Below are 20055 nucleotides of genomic sequence, written 5' to 3'. Positions count from 1 at the left end.
TCTTCGCATTGTCGGCCTCGTCGCAAATGTGGCCGGGCCAGCCCCGGACCGATGGACCGAACCATATTGGAATGCCGCCCCAGATAATCCAGCGGCCATCCGGTTCAACCGGAAGCCTCATAGGCACGCGGATTTTGACGCGTGGCTCGCGAGCCACGGCGGACGTTGTGAGCATGGCGATTGCGATCAATCCAATCGACAAGAGCTTGATTGTAGTCATTGAACTTGCCTTTTAGCCCTTGATGGGGCTGCAACCTTAACCCGTTTCTTCAACCTCGTGCAGGCGAACCTGTGCCGCCCTCGCCAAGGTGTAACAAGCACAAACGGCATCCGTCGTTCGGGGGCACTTACCGCTGTCACCCTGCTCGTCAAACTCGCGACGTTTGAAGGGGCATGATTTGGGGCGCGCACCCATCAATAGGAGAAACATACCGCGCTCCGCTTGGTACTTAGCTTCGGCACGGGTACTTTCCCAACCCTGCAAGACGGCGTCGCCTAAAGGGTCACATACCCGCCATTCCCACTTACGACGGCGAGCGGTCTGTCTGTTAATCGCCCCATATATGGTAGTCTGACTTATTGCGAGGTTCACCATGAGGAAGACGTTATTGGCTCTCGCTGCCGCCGCGACTTTGGCCGTTTTAACAGCCTCGCCAGCGTATCCGCGCGATGATTACGGACCCGGCGGCAATCCGTATCCGCGCACTTATCCCGGACCACCACGCGGCACTCCGTACTGGTCGGGCTATGTCGATGCCCCGGTTGGCGAGGCGATGCCTCCCTGCCACTGGAATACCCAGCGCTTCTGGGACGGGCAGGGCTGGCGGGAGCGCCGCGTGCGAACCTGCGGCAGCGATCCAGCTTGGCCTTCCAGGCCTTAGAAGCTGACGACGGCTCGCGCAGCGACACACAATGCCGCCGCTACTAGCATCGCCAACGTGGTCCGTGCGATGAATAGACGATCGTGCAGCCCCATCTCGCAATGGTAGCAAAGCCGGTTCGCTGATCAATGCGGCGTCGCAGCTCGCCCTGCTGGGTGCGGCGGCCGGGGCCATTTCTTCATCGGCCCGTGCCGTGTAAGGCTAGCTCCCCCGTCCGCCATCTGGCGTCGGGAGGTGAGAAGGGCCCGGCTAGGTGCGGATGCCGGGCCCTTTCACTGCCAACTGCCGGGCGCCCATGCTTGTGGGGTCCTTTGGGAGGCACAGAGGATGCGGGGTACGCGCGACGCCGAGCCTTGAGGATATTTGGGGTTTTTAATTTTCGACTTTCTTTTTGTACCAGCTTGCACACAAATGTGGTTCGCGATGCATCCGCGAAGTGTCTACACGGGATTACGGTGACAGTGCACTCAATGCTTCTGGCCGCTTTCATGGGCTCGAAGCTTATGAATTAAATGCACTGTCACCGTAATACCTCCACCAGCTTTCGCTCGCTTCGCGAACTTCGGCTGGGCAAGCCCGCGGGATTTTCTGGCACAGAATATCCTCGCGGGCGTCGGTCGCGCGTACCCCGTGTTTTCCACGCGGCCCAGAGGACCCGGAGCCCGTGCTGGGTCCTCCGTCGCGAGCCTTCCATGTGTTTTCGTGCGGCTCGTGGTATGGTTCTCGGTACGGACACCTCCACATGCGGGGGGCAGCCATGGTCGAATGTCCTGACAGACGGATCGAGTACCGCGAGCAAGGATCGGGGCCGACCATTCTTTTCGTGCCCGGCTCATGGAGTACAGGAGCGCTGTGGCGTAGTGTGATCGCTCTCTTAGGAGATAGCTTTCGGGCGGTGACAATGAGCCTGCTCGGTTATGGCGACACCGAAGAGCGCCGCACCCCTGACGACATTTCTATCGAACGGGAGATCGACATCGTCGAGGCCGTCATCCAGCGCACCAACAGCCCTGTTCACCTCGTTGGGCATTCGTGGGGTGCCACGGTATGCTTGGCGACCGTCCTTCGCGACCGGACCAAGATCGCAGGCATGACCTTGATCGAGGCGACCCCGTTCAATCTGCTTCGCCACTCCGGCGATCTCGCGCTGTACGAGCAAGTGCGCGCCATGGCCGACGCTTATGTCCGCGCGTGTGATGACGGAAAGCTGCTGGCTGCGCGGAGCATCATCGATTTCTACGGCGGCGACGGCAGCTTTGACGCCCTCCCGGCGCGGACCCAGGACTACATTGTTGCCACCACGCCGACGAACGTTCTCGACTGGTCGTCGGCGTGGAGTTTCGATGTGCCGCTTGCCGCCTATGCGAGCATCACTGCGCCAAGCCTCTTCGTGCGAGGCGAGCGCGGTCATCCAGCCGTTCAACGTATCGCGGAGGTGCTGACTGGCGCAGTCTCAAGATCGTCGCTGGTAACCGTTCCCGGCGCCAGTCATTTCATGATCGCGACCCATACGTCGGATGTCGCGAGGCTCATCCGTGAGCACGTCGCGAGGGTCGAGACGCTGCGCTAGTTCAGCGACCGATCCCAAGTCCCGCACCAGAGGTGCCGCGTTTTGCCGCCAACTGCAATGAGAGCTGTACTCACCTTGCCAGCGCGGCATCGATCGCCGGCAAGAAGGCCGCCAAGCCTGCGCGCTCGAGCGTATCTCGCACGCGAAGAAGGTCGCCTCTCGGGCTGTCGTTGGCGCCACCGCGCAGCGCAGCAGCGAGCGCGCGACCGCGCGCCGCGAATACGTCCGCCCACGGCAGGGGCTCGGCGCGCGTATAGTCTTCGAGCGCACTGACATATTCGAGCGCGCTTGTCGCGTCGCCCGACGACAAAAGGCCCTCGATGGCATCGCGATAGAACCACAGGTAATTGTGCCCGACAGTACCGCGGGCGAGCATTGTCTTGCCTTCCGCCAGCAGATCCCAGCGTTCCGTCGAGTCCTCGACCGCCCGGCTCAGGGCGCCGGTGACCTTTGGACCACAAAACTGCGTTCCGGCCTGCTTGCAGATCGCAAGTGCTTCGCGCAGCATCGTCTCAGCTTCGGCTCTCCGGCCAGTATCGAGATACAAGCGCGCCTGCAGCTCCAGGCCCTGGGCTTCGAAGCGCGTTGCGCCGAGCTGATGGGCGAGCCGCATTGCCCGATCCAGGCAGCCTTGCATCACCTCGTAGTCGCCGAGCTCGTAGCAGGCGAAAACCCTCGCCGTCTCGCCGAGCAATTCGGCGCGGGGTTGGCCGACGAGCACGGCCAGCCGGGCCGTGGCCTCGCCGTCCTCGCGCGCCTGCCGGGGTTCGCCAAGGTAGATGCGGCTGAATCCGACCATCGAGCGGTTTGCCACTTCGATACGGCCAAAGCCGTGCTGCTGGCAGAGCGCGACGCATCGGCTGAAGTAGTCAAAGGCCGTCCGCATCTTGCCCTGCGCGTAAGCCGCATCCGCCAGGCCGCCGAGTGCGCGTGCCTCGGCTTCCGGAGAGCCCGATCGGGATGCATATTCGAGGCCTCGCTCATGCTCCTTTCGACAACCCTCGATATTGCCCATTGGAAAGAAAATATTTCCCCGCAGATGGTGCAGCCGCGCAAGCTCACTCACCATTTCATGGCGCTCGGCCGCGGTCTGCGCGTGGTCGAGCAATTCAAGCGCCTCGTTGAGGCCTTCGCTGACGCGCAAGCCCTCGGCGAGCCCGAGCCGCGCCCGGCACAGCGCGGCTTCGTCAGATGATGCGGATACCGCCAGCCGATAGGAGGCGATCGAGGCAGAAACATCGCCAAGGTCGCGCTGCAATTCGCCGCGCAGGCAGATCAGCGCATGGCGATCGGAATCCGCGCGCGCGATCTGGAGACCGCGATCGGCCAGGCGCAGCGCTGCATCGATATGGTAGTTGGCGCGTTGAGCCGTCGCCGCATCGAGATAAGCGTATGGCGCTCGACCGTCCTCGGCCCGATCGAGGTGCTGCGCGTGTAAAACCAGATCCTGCCCTGCAAACCATTCTGCGGCACGAAGATGCAGATCTTTCCGGCTGGACCGAAGCAGCGACGAATAGGCCCCCTCCTGGATGAGTGCGTGCGCGAAGAGAAAATCGTCGCCTTCCGGCAGGACGAGAGCGTTGCTGATGAGACCCGTGCAGACGTAGGACGGATCGCCGATGAGGTGCCGCAGCAGAGCGAGAGAGAAACGTTGGCCGATGACTGCAGCGGCTTGAAACGCGTAGTGGTCGGAAGCATTGAGGCGGTCCATGCGTGCCAGAACAAGGCTTTGAATCGACGGAGGGACGGCATCCGCGGTACCTTCCTCCGCATTGCGCAACAGCTGCTCCAGGAACAGCGGGTTGCCGCCTGCGCGCTCGATGCAGGCAGCCGCGACGCGCTGGGTCGCGTCCATGAAGCTGCCCGCGAGATTGAACGCCTCCTCCCGGCGCAGCGGACCGAGATCAATCGTTGCGAATGAAGTGCCGCGACAGCTAGCGCGCCACGCTGCATCGACAGGATCGCCTTCGATACGCGATGTCATGATCAATAGCCCCGGCCCGTCCGCCACCGCGGACGCAAATGCCGAGAGATGTCCGAGGAGCTGCGGATCAGCCCAATGAAGGTCCTCTACGACGATGAAGGTCGGCTTCTCGGCACAGGCATGCGCCGCGACGGCGGCGGCCACGGCTCGCCTGCCACGATTCCGTGCGACGTTATCCATTGCGTCGTAAAGCGTACGCCACTCACCGGTTTGCGGGAGATCCAGAAGATCGTACAGAAACGCAAGACGCTCAGCAGGCACGACGTTCGCCGCGACCAGATCATCAACCCTCTGCAGCCTGGCCTCGCTTCCGGATGCGGGTGAAAGACCAAGAAGGCTGACGAGCAACGCGCGAACCGCATCCTGTCCCTTGCCTACCCCAAAATCCAGGACCAGGCCACGGTGGGCGGTGAAACCATTTGCGTCTGCAATACGGCGCATCTCCTCGACAAGGCGCGTCTTTCCAATCCCCGCCTCACCGCGCACGTAGACAATCTGCCCACTGCGTCGCGCAACCGTTGCTGCAAGTATGCCCTTGAACTGCTCGAGCTCCGCCACTCGCCCGACAAAGGCGCTGCGGTGGGCGGACGCCGGGTCAGCCGACAGACCGACCAGCCGCCAGATGCGCACCGGCGCATCGAAACCCTTCACGTCCGTTTCCCCCAGCGCCTCGCACAACGCACGATCGGAGAGAGCCCGATAGACACCTTCGGACAGCAGCGTCTCGCCCGCTCCAGCGAGCGCGACCAGCCGCGCTGCGAGGTTCACGCTGTCGCCAAGAACCGTGTAGTCATGCGCTTCGACGCGGCTCAGCGTGCCAGCGACCACTTCCCCGCTGGCAATACCGACATGGGCCTGTAGTGGGCGGAAAGATGCGTCACTGATCCGAGCGAGCGCTGTATGAACGTCCAGGGCAGCTCGTGCCGCGCGCAAGGAATCGTCGTCATGCGCCCGCGGCGCGCCGAACAACGCCATCACCGCATCGCCGATATGTTTGTCGACCGTGCCTCCGTAGCTGATGACGATGCCATCCACCTGAGCAGTGAACCGAGCTACCAGTTCACGGATTTCCTCAGGATCGAGCGATCGAGACAGGGTTGTGAACCCGCACAGATCGGCAAACAGGATCGTGACCTGGCGGCGCTCGCCGGCCGTCCGGTCGACTGTCGGCGAAACGTTCGACGGCGATGCACATTGTAGTTCGCTTATTGCGGCGAGCAGCCGCTTGCGGTGCCCCAGCGAGGCCACGCCAAGTTCTTTGAGATCTGCTTCAGTGAGTCCGCTGAGAACGTCGAAATCGATATCGTTTTCGGCAAACGCCTCGGCATACTGGGCCAATCCCAAATTTCGCAGCCACTGCTCGACCGCCATGTCAAACAGGATCCTCGCGCCGCTTGGAAAGCCGCAGGGTACTCCGTATCCAAGTGGAATCAAAGGCATGCGGTGGCCAAACGCCTCCGCAGACCGCGCCAGTTTCGCGCCAGAAATGACCTCACCGAAACACAACAGACGCGATGGAATTCAGCCGAAAGCGCAGCAAAATCAACGATACTGATTATCACCATTCACCTGCAACTAGGTCACCCCCGGAGCCCGCCTCAGTCGGCAGCCTTTGCCTCCCGCGCCAGCCGCAGTGCGCGAAGCCGATCGCCGATTGCGGTGCACTCAATGACCCCGGCCGCTTTCGTGGACTCGACGGCTTAGGAAGGTTCAGGCCGCGCCAGCTTCGCGCCAGCTTCGCACCATAAACGAACCTTAACGGGACGCCACAGTCGCGCTCGGTGGACCCCGCCAGCATAGCTGAACGCGAACTGACGGAACGAGAAGGCAAGTGCGACGGACGCCTCCTTCGCGCGTGACTTAGGAATCGGCGAGCCATCTGACGTTGTCCACTTTTTTCTGGTCAGCTTATGAATCGTCAAGAGCGCCGGGCCGCGGCCAAGCAATCCCCAAAGGTCGCACCGCAAAATCTGGAGGCCGCGAAACGAAGTTTGGAGGCCGCGAAACAGGGCAAATTGCTGTTTGATCTCGGCCGGTATGCCGAAGCCCTGGAATGCTTCAACATATTCGCGAAGCTCAATCCGAATGTCCCGGCTCTGCATCAAACGCGCGGCCTTTGCCTCCAACGGCTAGGCCGGTTCGAGGAGGCGCAGGCCGACTTCGAGAGGTCCATTGCGCTGAACCCCGGCGAGGCGGAGACGCACAAGAACCTCGGCACGCTTCATTCAAGATTTGGACGGATGGAACAGGCGTTGGCGAGCATCGATCGCGCGCTCGCACTTCGTCCGAATTTTTCCGCAGCCCTGAACGAAAAGGCACGGGCGTTGTGGAGTCTGCAATTGCTGGATGAAGCTTTCGCGGCCTTTCACAAATCGCTGGCGGTCGATCCGAGCAATGCGCACACGATCTGGAATCTCGCGCTGCTTCAGATGCTGACCGGAGATTTTGAGCGCGGCTTGTCGGGGCGCGAGGCCCGCTGGAAAGCCTCTCTCGGCCTCGTCGATCGCGGCTTTTCCTGCCCGCTTTGGCTTCGTGACCAGCCGATCGAAGGCAAGACCATATTGCTTCATGCCGACGAGGGATTGGGCGATACAATCCAGTTTGCGCGCTATGTGCCCCTCGTGGCCGCGCTCGGGGCTCGAGTCATCCTGGAGGTCCAGTCTCCGATCCAGCAGCTTTTGGGGGATATCACTGGAGTCGCAACCTGTATCGACCGGTCGTCTTCGACGTCGCCGGCGTTCGACCTGCACTGTCCTCTTGGCAGCCTGCCGCTGGCGTTCGGGACGCGGCTCGATACGATCCCGTTCGCGCAAGCGTACCTTCCCGCGCCCCCGGCGGCGCGCGTGAAGGCCTGGGAAGACCTGCTTGAAGACCGGCTTGGCCTCCGCAATCGCTTCCGCGTCGGTCTTGCCTGGTCGGGGAATCCAGACCACAACAACGATCACAACCGATCGATGGCGCTGCGCTCGCTTGCTCCTCTCCTGGATTGCGACGTCCAGTTCGTCAGCCTGCAAAAAGGCGTCCGGGATCAGGACCGGGCCTTCCTCGCCGAACGTTTTGACATCCTCGACCTGACGGACCAACTCACGGATTTCAGCGACACCGCGGCGCTGATTTCCTGCCTCGATCTGGTGATCTCGGTCGACACCAGCGTCGTTCACCTTGCCGGCGCGCTGGGCACCCCTGTCTGGACGATGTTGCCATTCAACCCGGATTGGCGCTGGCTGCTCAACCGCGACGACAGCCCGTGGTATTCGTCCATGAGGCTGTTCAGGCAACCCAAGAGAGGCGACTGGGCCAGCGTCGTGGACTGCGTTCGCCTTGAACTGGAAGGACTGGTTTCCGCGTGGCGGTCGGGCGCACGGCAACACCAGAGCAAGGCGTTGCCCCCCACACCGCAGGAAGCGCTCCTCTCGAACTACCTCGGCTATCAGCACTGGCAACTCGGGCGCATGGACGAGGCCGCGCTGCATTTCCAGCAGGCGCTGAAACTTTATCCGCAATATCTGGATGCAGCGATCAACTGCGGCAGGCTGCTGCTTGATCTCGGCCGGCATACGGAAGCCCAGGAATGCTTCAACGCAGCCGAGAAACTGAATCCAAATTCCGCAGCTCTGTATCAAATCCGCGGCATGTGCCACCAGGAGGCGAACCGGCTCGAGGAAGCGGAGGCCGACTACAACAAGTCCATTGCGCTGGACCCCGGCCTTGCGGAAACGCACAGCAACCTTGGCACGCTCCATTCGAAATTAGGCCGGATGGAGCAGGCACTCGCGAGCCTCGACCGCGCGCTCGAACTTCGTCCGGATTTCAGCGCAGCGCTTTCCAACAAGGCATGGATATTGTTGGACCTGCAATTGCTGGATGAAGCGTTCGCGACCTTTCACAGATCCCTGGCGATCGAACCAAACCGTGCGCCGACGATTTTCAATTTCGCGCTGCTTCAGCTGCTGACCGGAGATTTTGAGCGGGGCTGGCGGGGACGCGAGGCCCGTCCATCTCTCGGCACCATCACTCGCGGTTTTTCCAGTCCCCCTTGGCTCGGTGACCAGCCGATCGAAGGCAAGAGCATACTACTTTATTGCGACGAGGGATTGGGCGACTCAATTCAGTTCGCGCGCTATGTACCCCTGGTGGCCGCACTCGGGGCTCGAGTCATCCTGGCGGTCCAGCCTCCGATCCAGAAGCTCTTGAGTGGCACCACTGGAGTTGCAACGTGTGTCGGCGACGTGTCTGGAACGTCGCTGGCGTTCGACCTGCACTGTGCTCTTGGAAGCCTGCCGCTGGCGTTCCGGACGCAGCTCGATACGATCCCGTTCGCGCAAGCCTACCTTCCTGCGCCGCCGACGGAGCGCGTGAAGGCCTGGGAAGACCGGCTTGGACCTCGCAATCGCTTCCGCGTCGGTCTTGTCTGGTCAGGGAATCCAGATCACAAGAACGATAGCAACCGATCGATGACGCTGCGCACGCTCGCGCCTCTCCTCGATTGCGACGTCCAGTTCGTCAGCCTGCAAAAAGGCATCCGGGATCAGGACCGGGCCTTCCTCCGCGAACGTTCTGACATCGTCGACCTGACGGAACAGCTCACGGATTTCAGCGAAACTGCGGCACTTGTTTGCTGTCTCGATCTGGTGATCTCGGTCGACACCAGCGTCGTTCACCTTGCCGGCGCGCTGGGCGTTCCCGTCTGGACGATGTTGCCATTCAGCCCGGATTGGCGCTGGCTGCTCAACCGCGACGACAGCCCGTGGTATCGGTCCATGAAGCTGTTCAGGCAACTGAAGAGAGGCGACTGGGCGAGCGTCGTAGACTGCGTTCGCCTCGAATTGGAGAGCCTGGTTTCCTCATGGCGGCCGGAAGCGCGGCAACACCAGAGCAAGGCGTTGTCCCCCACACCACAGGATGCGCTCCTCTCGAATTCCCTCGGCAATCTGCTCCAGCAACTCAAGCGCACGGAAGTGGCTGAGCTGCATGTCCAGCGAGCGCGGGAACTGGATCCGCAAAGCCTGGAGACAGCGAATAGAAACGGCGAACAGCTGTTTAATCTTGGCCGATATGCGGAAGCCCTGGAATGCTTCAACGTAGCCGAGAGACTGAACCCAAATTCCGCAGTTCTGTATCAAATGCGCGGCGTTTGCCTCCAGGAGGCGAACCAGTTCGAGGAAGCGGAGGCCGACTACGAGAAGTCCATTGCGCTGGATCCCGGCCTGGCGGAAACGCACAACAACCTCGGCTTGCTTCATTCGAGACTTGGCCGGGTGGAGCAGGCGTTGGCGCGTTTCGATCGGGCGCTCGAGCTTCGACCGGATTTTACTGCAGTGCTCAACAACAAGGCATTGGCATTGTTGAATCTGCAATTGCTGAATGAAGCTTTCGCGATCTTTCACAGATCCCTGGCGGTGGACCCAAACCACGCGCCGACGATCTTTAATCTAGCGACGCTTCAGCTGCTGACCGGAGACTTTGAGCGAGGCTGGCCTGGGCGCGAAGCACGCTGGAAGCTTCCTGTCGGCTTGCTCGATCGCGGTTTTTCCCAACCCCTTTGGCTTGGTGACCAGCCGATCGAAGGCAAGACAATATTGCTTCATTCCGATGAGGGATTGGGCGACGCAATTCAATTCGCGCGCTATGTGCCCATGGTGGCCGCGTTCGGAGCTCGAGTCATCCTGGAGGTCCAGCCTCCGATCCAGCGGCTCCTGGCTGGGGTGTCCGGCGTCGCAACGTGCATCGGCCGACCGTCCGCAACGTCGCTGGCGTTCGACCTGCACTGTCCTCTTGGAACTCTGCCACGCGTGTTCGGGACACGGCTCGATACGATCCCGTTCGCGCAAGCGTATCTTCCTGCGCCCCCGGCGGCGCGCGTGAAGGCCTGGGAAGACCTGCTTGGCCCCCGCAATCGCTTCCGCGTCGGTCTCGTCTGGTCGGGGACTCCAGATCACAAGAATGATCACAATCGATCGATGGCACTGCGCACGCTTGCGCCTCTCCTGGATTGCGATGTCCAGTTCGTCAGCCTGCAAAAAGGCGTCCGGGATCAGGACCGAGCCTTCCTCCGCGAACGCTCCGACATCGTCAACCTTACGGACCGGCTCACGGATTTCAGCGAAACAGCGGCGCTGGTTTGCTGTCTCGATCTGGTGATCTCGGTCGACACCAGCGTCGTTCACCTCGCCGGCGCGCTGGGCGTTCCCGTCTGGACGATATTGCCATTCAGCCCGGATTGGCGTTGGCTGCTCAACCGCGACGACAGCCCGTGGTATCGGTCCATGAGGCTGTTCAGGCAGCCAAATAGAGGCGACTGGGCCAGCGTCGTGGACTGCGTTCGCCTCGATCTCGAGGGACTGGTTTCCGCGTGGCGGCCAGGGCAAGCGCCGCCTTTGCTTCTGCCTGCCGAGTTAGAATCGAACTGAGCCGAGTTGACCCCCTGGCACCGCGGCGTCCGGTTCAACGCGCCTCGACGATCCCGTTGTCTTGCTTTGAACAAGCGTCCGATGGCGCGCGGTTCCGAGTTTGGGCAGCTACTCCTATCGAGTCCGTCTGCCACGCCTCCAAGGAAACACCTCCGAGAGAGAAGACCAATTAGGGCGCGTACTCAGAAATTCGCCTTACATGCCCTCAACCTCTATCTATCATCCAGCGGTTTACCGCTTGGTGAAAATTAAGAGGGCCAGGAACGGTCATGTGCGTCTTGACGTACTTGAAACCTGCCTTTTGGAGAGCGCGGTTCGGAGCCGCATTGAACGCATTGGGCTCGCAGAAGAGTTGCTTCAGCTTTAGAAGCTGGAAATAGAGTTCGACGGTCTGTCTGACAGAACCAATGCCCGCTCTTGCAAGCACACTTCAATCTTCGACCCGGTACAGGCGCCATCGCTCCGGCACGCCTTTGAGCTGGTGGACGCCGTGATCCATGAAGCGGATCTGAGACTGCGCCATCAGGTCCTTGACCGCACTGGAGACCAGGACTTCGCCGGCACGCGCTTTCGCAGCGACGCGCGCGCCGATGTGAAAAGCGAGGCCGACCACCTCAGTCCCGCTCACCTTGTATTCGCCCGCATGTAGCCCCACCCTGATCTCGAGCCCCAGTGTGCGCACCGCCTGGCGGATCGCGTTAGCGCAACGAATCCCCGCAGCCGGCGCCTTGAACGTCGCCAGCAGTCCGTCCCCCGTCGTCACGACTTCCTTTCCGCGTGAAGTCTTCAGCTCCTTGCGGACGGCTGCGTAATAGTGGCTCATCACCTTTGTCCAACGCGCATCGCCCAGCTTCGCTGCTTTTTCGGTGGAGCGGACGATATCGACAATCAGGATCGTGGCGAGTGCCTGCTTGAGGTCGGCGCTGCGGTCGGCGGATTGGCGTCGGATCGCTATCGGTCCGGCCAGCGGTTCATAGCGATGGTTGCGGCGCCGCGCGATCGCGGCTTTTGCATAGTCCTGTGCACGCTGCGCCGTGCCGCAACGAATTGTCTTCTCCCTCGGCGCAAGCGTCCAGTAGACCTTTCGCCCATCGCCGGCACCATGGACCTCCACGGCGCCCCACTTCAGAAAGACCGCCGAGCCAACGCGCCTGACACACCACGCCTTTGACGTGTATCCGGAGACGTTCGACTGATGGACTCCGATGCGAAGGAATTTTGGCATGAACACGCGGCCGATTGAATGACCGTTTGGACGAGTTGAGGCAAAGGGTAGTCGTACAATCCAGAGTTGGCAACAGTCGTCCCAGTCGGAAATTTGCCAATGGCTCCGAAGTCTGCTCGCGGTCACGGCCCCCCCCCGCGCCTTGTCGAGGCGCTGGCATTCCTTTTGCTGCACTGTTCGCAAACCCCAAAAGCCCCGACGGGGTCTGTTCCAGATTGAGGCGAACACATGCAGCCAATGTCCCATTTCAATGCGTCCGCCACCCTTCATCTCCACGCCCTGATTTCCGACCTGCATTGGCGCGTCGCGATGCTGGATGCCGACATTCAGGAAGCGGAGCTGAAGGGCAACAACTCGGACCCGAGCAGTCCCACCTACCCCACGCTGGCACTGACGCTGAGGGATCGGCGCAGCAACCTCCGCGCCTCGATCGAGACGTTGGAAGGTCGGCTCGACAAGGCTTCTGACGTGGCACACGAGACCTAGCGCGGGAACATCAACTCCGCAGCGTCGAATGCCCGCCACGGTTCACCTATGCCGGGGGTGTTGCGGATGCGGGAGCACGCGTTCGTCGTCACCGCAACAATGACCAAGGTGTAGGCGGCAGCTATGCCTGCTGCACAAGCGAATGCAACGCCTTGACCGCGGCCTCCCGACTCTCCACGGGGACAAACAGACTGACCGAATGCGGCGACAGCACGTAACTGTCGGGGACGATCCCGTGATGTCCGAGAACCTGCAACGCCCTGAACGGCAATTCCGATGAAACGCCGCCGAAACAGGTGAGACTCACCGAGCTTGACGCCTCGCGCTGCTTGCGCAGATCCTTGGCGTCCTCCAGCGTACGCGACAGGGCATCTAACCACTCCGCATCGCAGGCTACCGTCATGCTGGTTCTCCCCGCGGCGAAGTGCGATGCCAGGAGCTGCGGCCACGACAGGCTGTTTTGCTTGAGATGCTGCGCGAATTTCTCGAACCCGTGGTTGAGATCCCTGGAATCGATTTCCACGTGCTCAATGCGAGCGATCGCATTGACGGCCAGAACCTTACCGCTTTCCATGCCTGCAACCTCTTTCGTCACTTGCGTGCTGTGTTCAACGCTACCCCACCGCTTGAGAGCCAGAGGCACATCCTGACTTTGCGCCAGCTCTACGCTGCGAAAATGCAGGATCTTTGCGCCCCAGAAGCACATCTCCGACAGGGATGCAAAGTCCACGCGCCGCAGGGGCTTTGCATCCGGCACGATGCGCGGATCGGCCGAACAGATGCCGTCGACCTCTTTGATGATTTCACAGCGCTCGGCTTTCAGTGCCGCAGCCATTGCAACCGCCGTGGTATCGCTGCCGCCCCGGCCGAGCGTGGTGATTTCCCTGGTCGCCGGGTTCACGCCCTGAAATCCTGCCAGCACCACCACGCGCCCGCGATCGAGTTCCTCGCGCACGCGAATGGGCCGCACATCCAGAATGCGTGCCGATGAATGGGAGTCGTCGGTCATCACGCCAGCCTGGCTGCCGGTGAAGCTGATCGCGGGCACGCCGAGATCGGCAAGCGCCATGCTCATCAGGGACATGCTGATGCGCTCACCGGTCGTCAGCAGCATGTCGAGCTCGCGGCGATTGGGAGCCGGGCTCACCTGGTAAGCCATCTGGATCAATTGATCGGTGGTCGTGCCCATGGCGGAGACGATCGCCACGACGCGATGACCACGGCCATGCAGCTCGGCGAGACTGCGCGCAACCGCGCGAATCTTCGCCGGTGTTTCAAGGCAGACACCACCATATTTTTGCACGATGATGGGATGATTGCGCATCTAACCTCGCCTGGAAGCCTCGCTCGCCTCGTCCATCGAACCGACACCGCCTATCCATGTGCCGACGACCTCGAAGTCCGGAGTGAAGGCGACAAGGTCCGCGCGGTATCCGGGCGAGATCCGTCCGAGCTCGGACTCAAGACCCAGAAACGCCGCTGAAGTCCGAGAAGCCATGATCAGGGCATCGACAAGCGAGATGTCGAGCAGCGCAACAGCGTTGCGCACCGCCTCGATCATCGTGAGGTGAGCGCCCGCGAGTGTGCCATCGGGGCCCGTCAAGCGATTGTCGCGCAAGGTGATCTGCCGTCCTTGCAGCATGAATTTCTGATCGTTCGTGCCCGCCGATGGCATGGCATCGGTGACCAGCATCAATCGATCCCGTCCCTTGCAGCGGAAGGCAACGCGCAAACTGAGCGGGTCAACGTGGATGCCGTCGCAGATGATTCCTGCAAACAGCCGGTCATCCCCGAGCGCGGCGCCCACCAGGCCCGGCTCCCGCGCGTTCAACTGCGACATGGCATTGAACAGATGGGTCACCCCCGAGACGCCGCGATCGACCGCACGCCCGATGTCGGCTGCGGTGGAGTCGCTGTGGCCCGCCGCGATCCGCAATCCGGCGCCGATCAACGCGTCGATCATGGACGCGGGCACGCATTCCGGGGCCAGGGTCACAATGGAGCGGCCGCGGTTCCCAAATCTCTTGATCGCGGCGAGATCGCGGCCGTTGGGCACACGTATCTCGGCTTCCGGATGAATGCCCTTGCGGGACCTGTTGAGGGCCGGCCCTTCCAGATGAAAGCCGAGCACGCCGGGAATTTTGAGGCACGCCTCGGCTGCCGCGGCCAATCGCTCGATGATCTCGCTTCGATCGGTGATGAGGGTCGGCAAGCAGCCCGTGGTCCCCGCCTTGCGGTGCGCCGCGACGATGCGTCGAACGCCGGCCTCGGTTGGCTCGTCATTGAGAAGAACGCCGCCGCCTCCGTTCACCTGAATGTCGATGAATCCCGGTGCGAGGATCGCATCTCGAGGAAGCTGGATTGACGCGCGCGGCTCTGACGTTCCGAAAGCGATGCTTTCAATCCGGCCCTTCGAAATCCTGATCGCTCCCGGACCGCGCATGGCGATACCGTCAAAGATTTGCGGCGCAGCAATCGTGAGAACGTCGGAAGAGGAGCAGTCGCCCATCAGCATTCATCCGAGAGTGGCAGTCACAGACCCGTGAGACGAGTGCTATAATCTCAAATGTTCCCCATCTACGCATTGGGGGACCCGGACCGAAGCCCTCGCGTTAGCATCCGATGGGAACAAAGGGTATCACGTATCTCGGCATTGATGGCGGCGGAACTCGCTGCCGCGCCCGGATCGAGGACGACAGCGGCAGGCTGCTCGGCGAAGCAAGCTCGGGCCCTGCGACGACGCGGATTGGCGTCGAAAAGGCCTGGCGTTCCATCATGGAGGCGACCGAAGCCGCAAGCGCACAGGCTGGCCTCGCGCGAGAGGATCTTGCGCGGATGCGCGCCGGAATTGGCCTCGCCGGGCTCGGCCGACGGGGCGCGGAAGCGGCGCTCAAGGAGATCGCCCATCCCTTTGCGTCCGTTATCTTCATCAGCGACGGCATGGCCGCCTGTCTCGGCGCCCACAGCGGCGCGGACGGGGCCATCGTGGTCGCCGGCACGGGCTCGGTGGGTGTCGGCCTGATCGGCGGTCGCGAAATCCGTCTCGCCGGTTACGGCTTTCCGGTCTCGGACGAAGGCAGCGGCGCCGACATCGGCCTGCAGGTTGTTCGACTGGCGCTGCGGGCCGCGGATCGCCGCGGCGAGCTGACCCCATTGCTTGCGGAGGTGCTGGGCGCATTCGATCATGATCCTTATCAGGCGGTGGCCTGGTCTGAAGACGCCCGGGCCACGGACTACGCTGCGTTCGCGCCGACCGTGATGCGGCACGCCAATCAGGGCGATCCGGTCGGCCGTCGCATTGTCGAACGCGCGGCCGATGCCATTGGCGATCTCCTTGATCTGTTCCTGGCGAGAGGAATTGACCGGCTCGCATTGGTCGGCGGGCTGGCGGATGCCATTACGCCCTGGCTGACGCCCGACCTGCGCGCCCGCCTGAGGCGTCCCGACGCCGACGCAGCCGCCGGTGCGTTGCTCGTGGCGCGAGGGCGGTTCGACCTGCCCAAGCTGGATTTGCCCAAGAGAGAAGCTGAGCGAGAAACTGACCATGAACAGGCTTCAAAGTTCCGCGGTTAAGGACGCATGGATCAACTTTATGGCCACCGAAGAAGTCGACCCCCGTTTTGCCGATCTTGATGCATGGTCACTGCTGACAGCGATGGAAGCCATGTGGGAGGGCCAGCTTGCGGCAGTTGCCGCGATCGGCCATGCCCTTCCCGCGCTCACTGCGGCGACCGAAGCGGCGAAGGCGGCGCTGGGCGATCGCGGGCGCATCGTCTATGTCGGCGCCGGCACCTCCGGCCGCGTGGCGGTCCAGGACGGCGCCGAGCTGATGCCGACCTTCGCCTGGCCAAAAGAGCGCGTCCGCTTCATTGTCGCCGGCGGTGACAGCGCGTTCGTCACCAGCATCGAGGGCGCGGAGGACGATGTCGATGATGCAGTCACGCAAGTGAACGCGGCGCGGCTCACGCCGCACGACGTGGTGATTGCGGTAGCCGCCAGCGGCACGACGCCGTTCACGGTCGCGGCGCTGCAGCACGCAGGCTCTTTCGGTGCAGTGACGATCGGCGTCGCCAACAATCCCGGCACCGCACTGTTGGCATCGGCAAAGTTTCCGATCCTGATCGAGACCGGCCGCGAGCTGATCGCCGGCTCCACGCGGATGAAGGCGGGCACCGCGCAGAAGGTCGTCCTCAACCTGATCTCCTCAGGGATCATGCTGCGCCTTGGCCGGGTGTATCGCGGCATGATGGTGAACATGCCGCCGACCAATGCCAAGCTGAAGCGGCGTGCCGAGGCCATGGTGGCACAAATCGCACACTGCGATCCGTCGCACGCGGCACGCTCGCTCGAGCAGGCCGAGGGAGACATCAAGACCGCAGCCCTTCTGGCGTTGGGTGTCGACAGGGTTGATGCGGAGACCGTTCTGAAAAACTGTGACGGCAACCTTCGGCGCGTGTTTGCCGAACTCGCCAAGAACCGTGACTCGCATCGTGACCGACATCCCAAGGGAGCGGCGGCGCCCAATCGAGGCGGAGCGGTCGAGTCGTGACGACATCCGCGATGGCGAGCGAAATCGGGGAAAGCGCGGATGTTGTCGCCAACATCGTTCGCAGCCGCCCCGTCACGCGCGACATCGCACAGCGAATTGGGATTGGCTCCGCCCCCCTGTGCGTCGTATGCGGGCGCGGAAGCTCCGGGCATGCCGGAGTTTTCTTGAGATACCTTGTCGAGACGCGGCTTCGCCTTCCCGTTTCAGCCAGCGCTCCCTCGGTGATCACGGCATTTCGCACGCCCCTAATGCTGCGCGATGCGCTGTTCATCGTGATCTCGCAGTCCGGGCGCAGCCCGGATCTTGTCGCAGCGACCAGGTCGGCCCGCGCCGCGGGCGCCCGCACCATCGCCATCGTCAACGCGACGTCATCGCCGGTGGCTGACGAAGCGGAGTTCGTCGTTCCGATCGAAGCCGGCCAAGAGCACTCCGTAGCGGCGACCAAGACCGTGATCGGTTCGATGGCCGCGAGTGCCGTGCTTGTTGCCGAGCTGGCGGCAGATCATGCGCTGCGGTCGGCCCTCGACAGGTTGCCCGAGCGCCTGCACCGCGCGCTGGCGCTCGACTGGTCTGCGATTGCCGATGATCTCGCCAAGGCATCTGCTGTGTTCGTGGCGGCGCGAGGCCTCGGCCTCGGCTCGGCGCGGGAGATCGCGCTCAAACTTTCGGAAATCCTGCGCCTGCCTTCCATTGGAATGAGCGCCGCCGAACTGCAGCATGGGCCGCGCGCCGCGCTATCGTCGCGTACGCCAGTCGTCATGATGCGCCTCATGGATGAAACGGCGGCCACGGTGGACGCGCTGGCAGAGGAGTTGCGCGAGCAAGAGATCGCGCTGCATCTCTGCGGCGGACCGCATGGCTCGCTGCCCTGGCTCACCGAGGATGACCCCGCCACCGACCCGATCACCATGCTCGTTCCAGCCTATCGGATGATCGAGCAGACGGCGCGCGCCTGCGGATTTGACCCGGATCGCCCCCCTCGCCTGAGCAAGATTACCGAGACGTTTTGACAGCTTACCAATCGCCGGCTGGCGACCGACGGCCCAGACGAGCGGGCCTGGGCTTAAAGAAACCCCACCGATATCCAGGGCACGGCCGCGACGACAAGTGTCCCGATCAGCAGTGCGATCATGTATCCCACGATCGGCTTCATGCCTTCGTCCGGGTTGATGCGGCTGATGGCGCATGCCGCGTAGTAGCCGACGCCGAACGGAGGCGCGAACAGGCCGATGCCCATCGCGAGAACGACCACCATCGCGTAATGGACATCATGCACCCCGACCTGTCGGGCAATCGGAAACAGCAGCGGGCCGAACAGAACGATCGCCGGGATTCCCTCCAGCACGCTTCCCAGAATGACGAAGGCCATGATCGTGACGCCGAGGAACACAGGCGCGCCGCCGGGAAGGCCAGTCATGAACTTTGCCAGAGAGCCGGAGAAGCCTGACTGGGTCAACGCCCAGGCCATGCCCGTGGCCGCACCGATGATGAGCAGGATCGCTCCGGACAGCGACGCCGTCTCGATCAACATCGGATAGATTCGTCGCCAGGCGAATTTCCGATAGATCAACAGGCCTGCGAAAACCGAATACAAGATGCCGATGGTCGAAACTTCGGTTGCCGTCGCAACGCCCTCGACCACTGCGGTCCGGATCACGAACGGCAGGGCGATGGCAGGAATCGCAATGACGAAGGCGCGCCCGATCTCTCGCCCACTCGCCCGTTTGACGTGGGACAGGTCTTCGCGGCGATACCGCCACCAGACAACCGCTCCAAGCATGACCGCGAGCACGAATCCCGGAAGCAAGCCGCCGGTGAACAGCGCCGAGATCGAAACACCCGTCACCGAGCCGATCGTGATCAGAACCAGCGAGGGCGGTATAGTCTCGGTTTGCGCGCCCGTTGCGGCCAGGAGTGCAACGAGATCGCCCGGCTTCGCCCCGCGCTGCCGCATCTCGGGAAACAACACCGGAGCCACGGCCGCCATGTCGGCAGCCTTGGAGCCGGAGATGCCGGAGACCAGGTACATCGCTCCGACCAGCACATAGTGCAGGCCGCCGCGAACGTGACCCAACAGGCTCGCCAGGAAGCCGACCATGGCGCGCGCCATCCCCGTCATCTCGATCAGAAGCCCAAGGAAGACGAAGAGAGGCACGGCGAGCAGGATGAGATGGCTCATCCCCTCGTCCATCCGACCGATGATCACGACATCGGGCGTATTCGTCGTCAGCGCGAGATAGCCGACGGTGGCAAGGCCGAACGCGAACGCGATCGGCACGGCTGCAAAGACCATGGCGCCGACGACGAAGACAAAGAAGATCAGAAGGTTCACATTGCCGAGCGGTTTCAGCACCGGCGCCAATAGCACGAACAGGGCAATGATGCCCGCAACGAGCGCCAGCGAGGTCACCAGACTGCGCAGAGGCGCAATTCGAAGCAGCCGCAGGATCGCCGCGATCAGCATCAAGGCGATGCCGACCGGCAGCGCTGCTGCGCGCCAGCTATTGGCGATCTCGAGCGCCGGCGTGGTGACGAAGGCTTCATCGGCCGCAAACTCATAGGCCGGCCAGACGATGAGCATGAGAAATGCCAGCGACGCCGCGGCGGCGATGACGTCCAGGAATGCACGAACGTCCGCGCCGAGCACGCCGACGATCGCCGTCATCCGCATGTGCTCGCCGCGCTGGAACGCGATGACGGATCCGAACATGGCGAGCCAGAGGAAGAGAATGCCGGCAAGTTCGTCGGACCAGACGATCGGCGAGCGAAATACGTATCTGCCCACGATGCCTGCGGACAGCACCGCGATCTCCGCCAGCACCAACAACGCCGCTGGGACCGCGACGATGTGGCCCAGCAGCGCATTGGCCTTCACCGCCCAGCCGCGCGAGCCCATTCGAGACACGCCGGCCGCCACCCCGGCACCGATCTGCGGCGTGTGGCCCATGCT

General features: G+C 62.7%; 11 protein-coding genes. 6 read left to right on the top strand and 5 right to left on the bottom strand.

Features of this window, described 5'->3' with window-relative positions:
* The first annotated feature begins 1623 nt into the window (after positions 1 to 1623).
* Entirely contained in the window at positions 1624 to 2451 is an 828-nt protein-coding gene (locus tag AXW67_RS39640; protein WP_145928174.1) for an alpha/beta fold hydrolase, read from the top strand.
* Between the two features lie 70 nt (positions 2452 to 2521).
* Here AXW67_RS39640 and AXW67_RS39635 read toward each other — a convergent pair whose 3' ends face one another.
* On the bottom strand, positions 2522 to 5806 hold the full coding sequence (locus AXW67_RS39635; RefSeq protein ID WP_063682268.1) for an adenylate/guanylate cyclase domain-containing protein: 3285 nt from the start codon (positions 5804 to 5806) through the stop codon (positions 2522 to 2524).
* A 539-nt stretch (positions 5807 to 6345) separates the two neighbouring features.
* On the opposite strand from AXW67_RS39635, the gene AXW67_RS39630 reads away from it, so the two are divergent.
* Positions 6346 to 10845: a tetratricopeptide repeat protein gene (locus tag AXW67_RS39630; protein ID WP_082908230.1), complete on the top strand. Its 4500-nt coding sequence runs from the start codon at positions 6346 to 6348 to the stop codon at positions 10843 to 10845.
* 430 nt (positions 10846 to 11275) lie between these two features.
* On the opposite strand, the gene AXW67_RS39625 is transcribed toward AXW67_RS39630, so the two are convergent.
* Positions 11276 to 12070, bottom strand: a complete 795-nt coding sequence (locus AXW67_RS39625; protein ID WP_027552783.1) for an adenylate/guanylate cyclase domain-containing protein — start codon at positions 12068 to 12070, stop codon at positions 11276 to 11278.
* 309 nt (positions 12071 to 12379) lie between these two features.
* Here AXW67_RS39625 and AXW67_RS39620 point away from each other — a divergent pair, with 309 nt between their 5' ends.
* On the top strand, positions 12380 to 12556 hold the full coding sequence (locus tag AXW67_RS39620) for a hypothetical protein (protein ID WP_245315888.1): 177 nt from the start codon (positions 12380 to 12382) through the stop codon (positions 12554 to 12556).
* A gap of 121 nt (positions 12557 to 12677) precedes the next feature.
* Here AXW67_RS39620 and AXW67_RS39615 read toward each other — a convergent pair whose 3' ends face one another.
* Positions 12678 to 13880 carry an aspartate kinase gene (locus AXW67_RS39615; protein WP_027552781.1) on the bottom strand — a complete coding sequence of 401 codons (1203 nt, stop codon included), beginning with the start codon at positions 13878 to 13880 and terminating at the stop codon, positions 12678 to 12680.
* Entirely contained in the window at positions 13881 to 15071 is a 1191-nt protein-coding gene (gene nagA, locus AXW67_RS39610; protein WP_245315887.1) for an N-acetylglucosamine-6-phosphate deacetylase, read from the bottom strand.
* Between the two features lie 107 nt (positions 15072 to 15178).
* Here nagA and AXW67_RS39605 point away from each other — a divergent pair, with 107 nt between their 5' ends.
* The 3 genes from AXW67_RS39605 to AXW67_RS39595 are packed head-to-tail and all read left to right on the top strand — an operon-like array spanning position 15179 to position 18115.
* A complete protein-coding gene (locus tag AXW67_RS39605; RefSeq protein ID WP_063682264.1) occupies positions 15179 to 16129 on the top strand; it encodes a glucosamine kinase nucleotide-binding domain-containing protein in 951 nt (316 codons plus the stop codon).
* Positions 16101 to 17105, top strand: coding sequence for an N-acetylmuramic acid 6-phosphate etherase (locus AXW67_RS39600; RefSeq protein WP_283806487.1), 1005 nt, complete (start codon positions 16101 to 16103; stop codon positions 17103 to 17105). The genes AXW67_RS39605 and AXW67_RS39600 overlap by 29 nt, the downstream gene beginning before the upstream one ends.
* A gap of 11 nt (positions 17106 to 17116) precedes the next feature.
* Positions 17117 to 18115 carry an SIS domain-containing protein gene (locus AXW67_RS39595; RefSeq protein WP_063682262.1) on the top strand — a complete coding sequence of 333 codons (999 nt, stop codon included), beginning with the start codon at positions 17117 to 17119 and terminating at the stop codon, positions 18113 to 18115.
* A gap of 53 nt (positions 18116 to 18168) precedes the next feature.
* On the opposite strand, the gene AXW67_RS39590 is transcribed toward AXW67_RS39595, so the two are convergent.
* Positions 18169 to 20052, bottom strand: coding sequence for a TRAP transporter large permease (locus tag AXW67_RS39590; RefSeq protein WP_430648754.1), 1884 nt, complete (start codon positions 20050 to 20052; stop codon positions 18169 to 18171).
* Between the last annotated feature and the right edge of the window lie 3 nt (positions 20053 to 20055).

The organism is Bradyrhizobium neotropicale (assembly GCF_001641695.1).
Classification (GTDB): Bacteria; Pseudomonadota; Alphaproteobacteria; order Rhizobiales; family Xanthobacteraceae; genus Bradyrhizobium; species Bradyrhizobium neotropicale.
The sequence above is the reverse complement of the archived record's forward strand: the minus strand, read 5'-3'. Positions and strand labels throughout refer to the sequence as shown.

What these genes read in the sequence shown, in the direction of transcription:
- AXW67_RS39640 (WP_145928174.1), top strand. Translation starts at nt 1,624, where the DNA reads ATGCGGGGGGCAGCCATGGTCGAATGTCCTGACAGACGGATCGAGTAC.
- AXW67_RS39590 (WP_430648754.1), bottom strand. Translation starts at nt 20,052, where the DNA reads ATGGGCCACACGCCGCAGATCGGTGCCGGGGTGGCGGCCGGCGTGTCT.
- AXW67_RS39635 (WP_063682268.1), bottom strand. Translation starts at nt 5,806, where the DNA reads ATGGCGGTCGAGCAGTGGCTGCGAAATTTGGGATTGGCCCAGTATGCC.
- AXW67_RS39600 (WP_283806487.1), top strand. Translation starts at nt 16,101, where the DNA reads ATGAACAGGCTTCAAAGTTCCGCGGTTAAGGACGCATGGATCAACTTT.
- AXW67_RS39605 (WP_063682264.1), top strand. Translation starts at nt 15,179, where the DNA reads ATGGGAACAAAGGGTATCACGTATCTCGGCATTGATGGCGGCGGAACT.
- AXW67_RS39595 (WP_063682262.1), top strand. Translation starts at nt 17,117, where the DNA reads ATGGCGAGCGAAATCGGGGAAAGCGCGGATGTTGTCGCCAACATCGTT.
- AXW67_RS39630 (WP_082908230.1), top strand. Translation starts at nt 6,346, where the DNA reads ATGAATCGTCAAGAGCGCCGGGCCGCGGCCAAGCAATCCCCAAAGGTC.
- nagA (WP_245315887.1), bottom strand. Translation starts at nt 15,071, where the DNA reads ATGCTGATGGGCGACTGCTCCTCTTCCGACGTTCTCACGATTGCTGCG.
- AXW67_RS39625 (WP_027552783.1), bottom strand. Translation starts at nt 12,070, where the DNA reads ATGCCAAAATTCCTTCGCATCGGAGTCCATCAGTCGAACGTCTCCGGA.
- AXW67_RS39620 (WP_245315888.1), top strand. Translation starts at nt 12,380, where the DNA reads ATGCTGGATGCCGACATTCAGGAAGCGGAGCTGAAGGGCAACAACTCG.
- AXW67_RS39615 (WP_027552781.1), bottom strand. Translation starts at nt 13,880, where the DNA reads ATGCGCAATCATCCCATCATCGTGCAAAAATATGGTGGTGTCTGCCTT.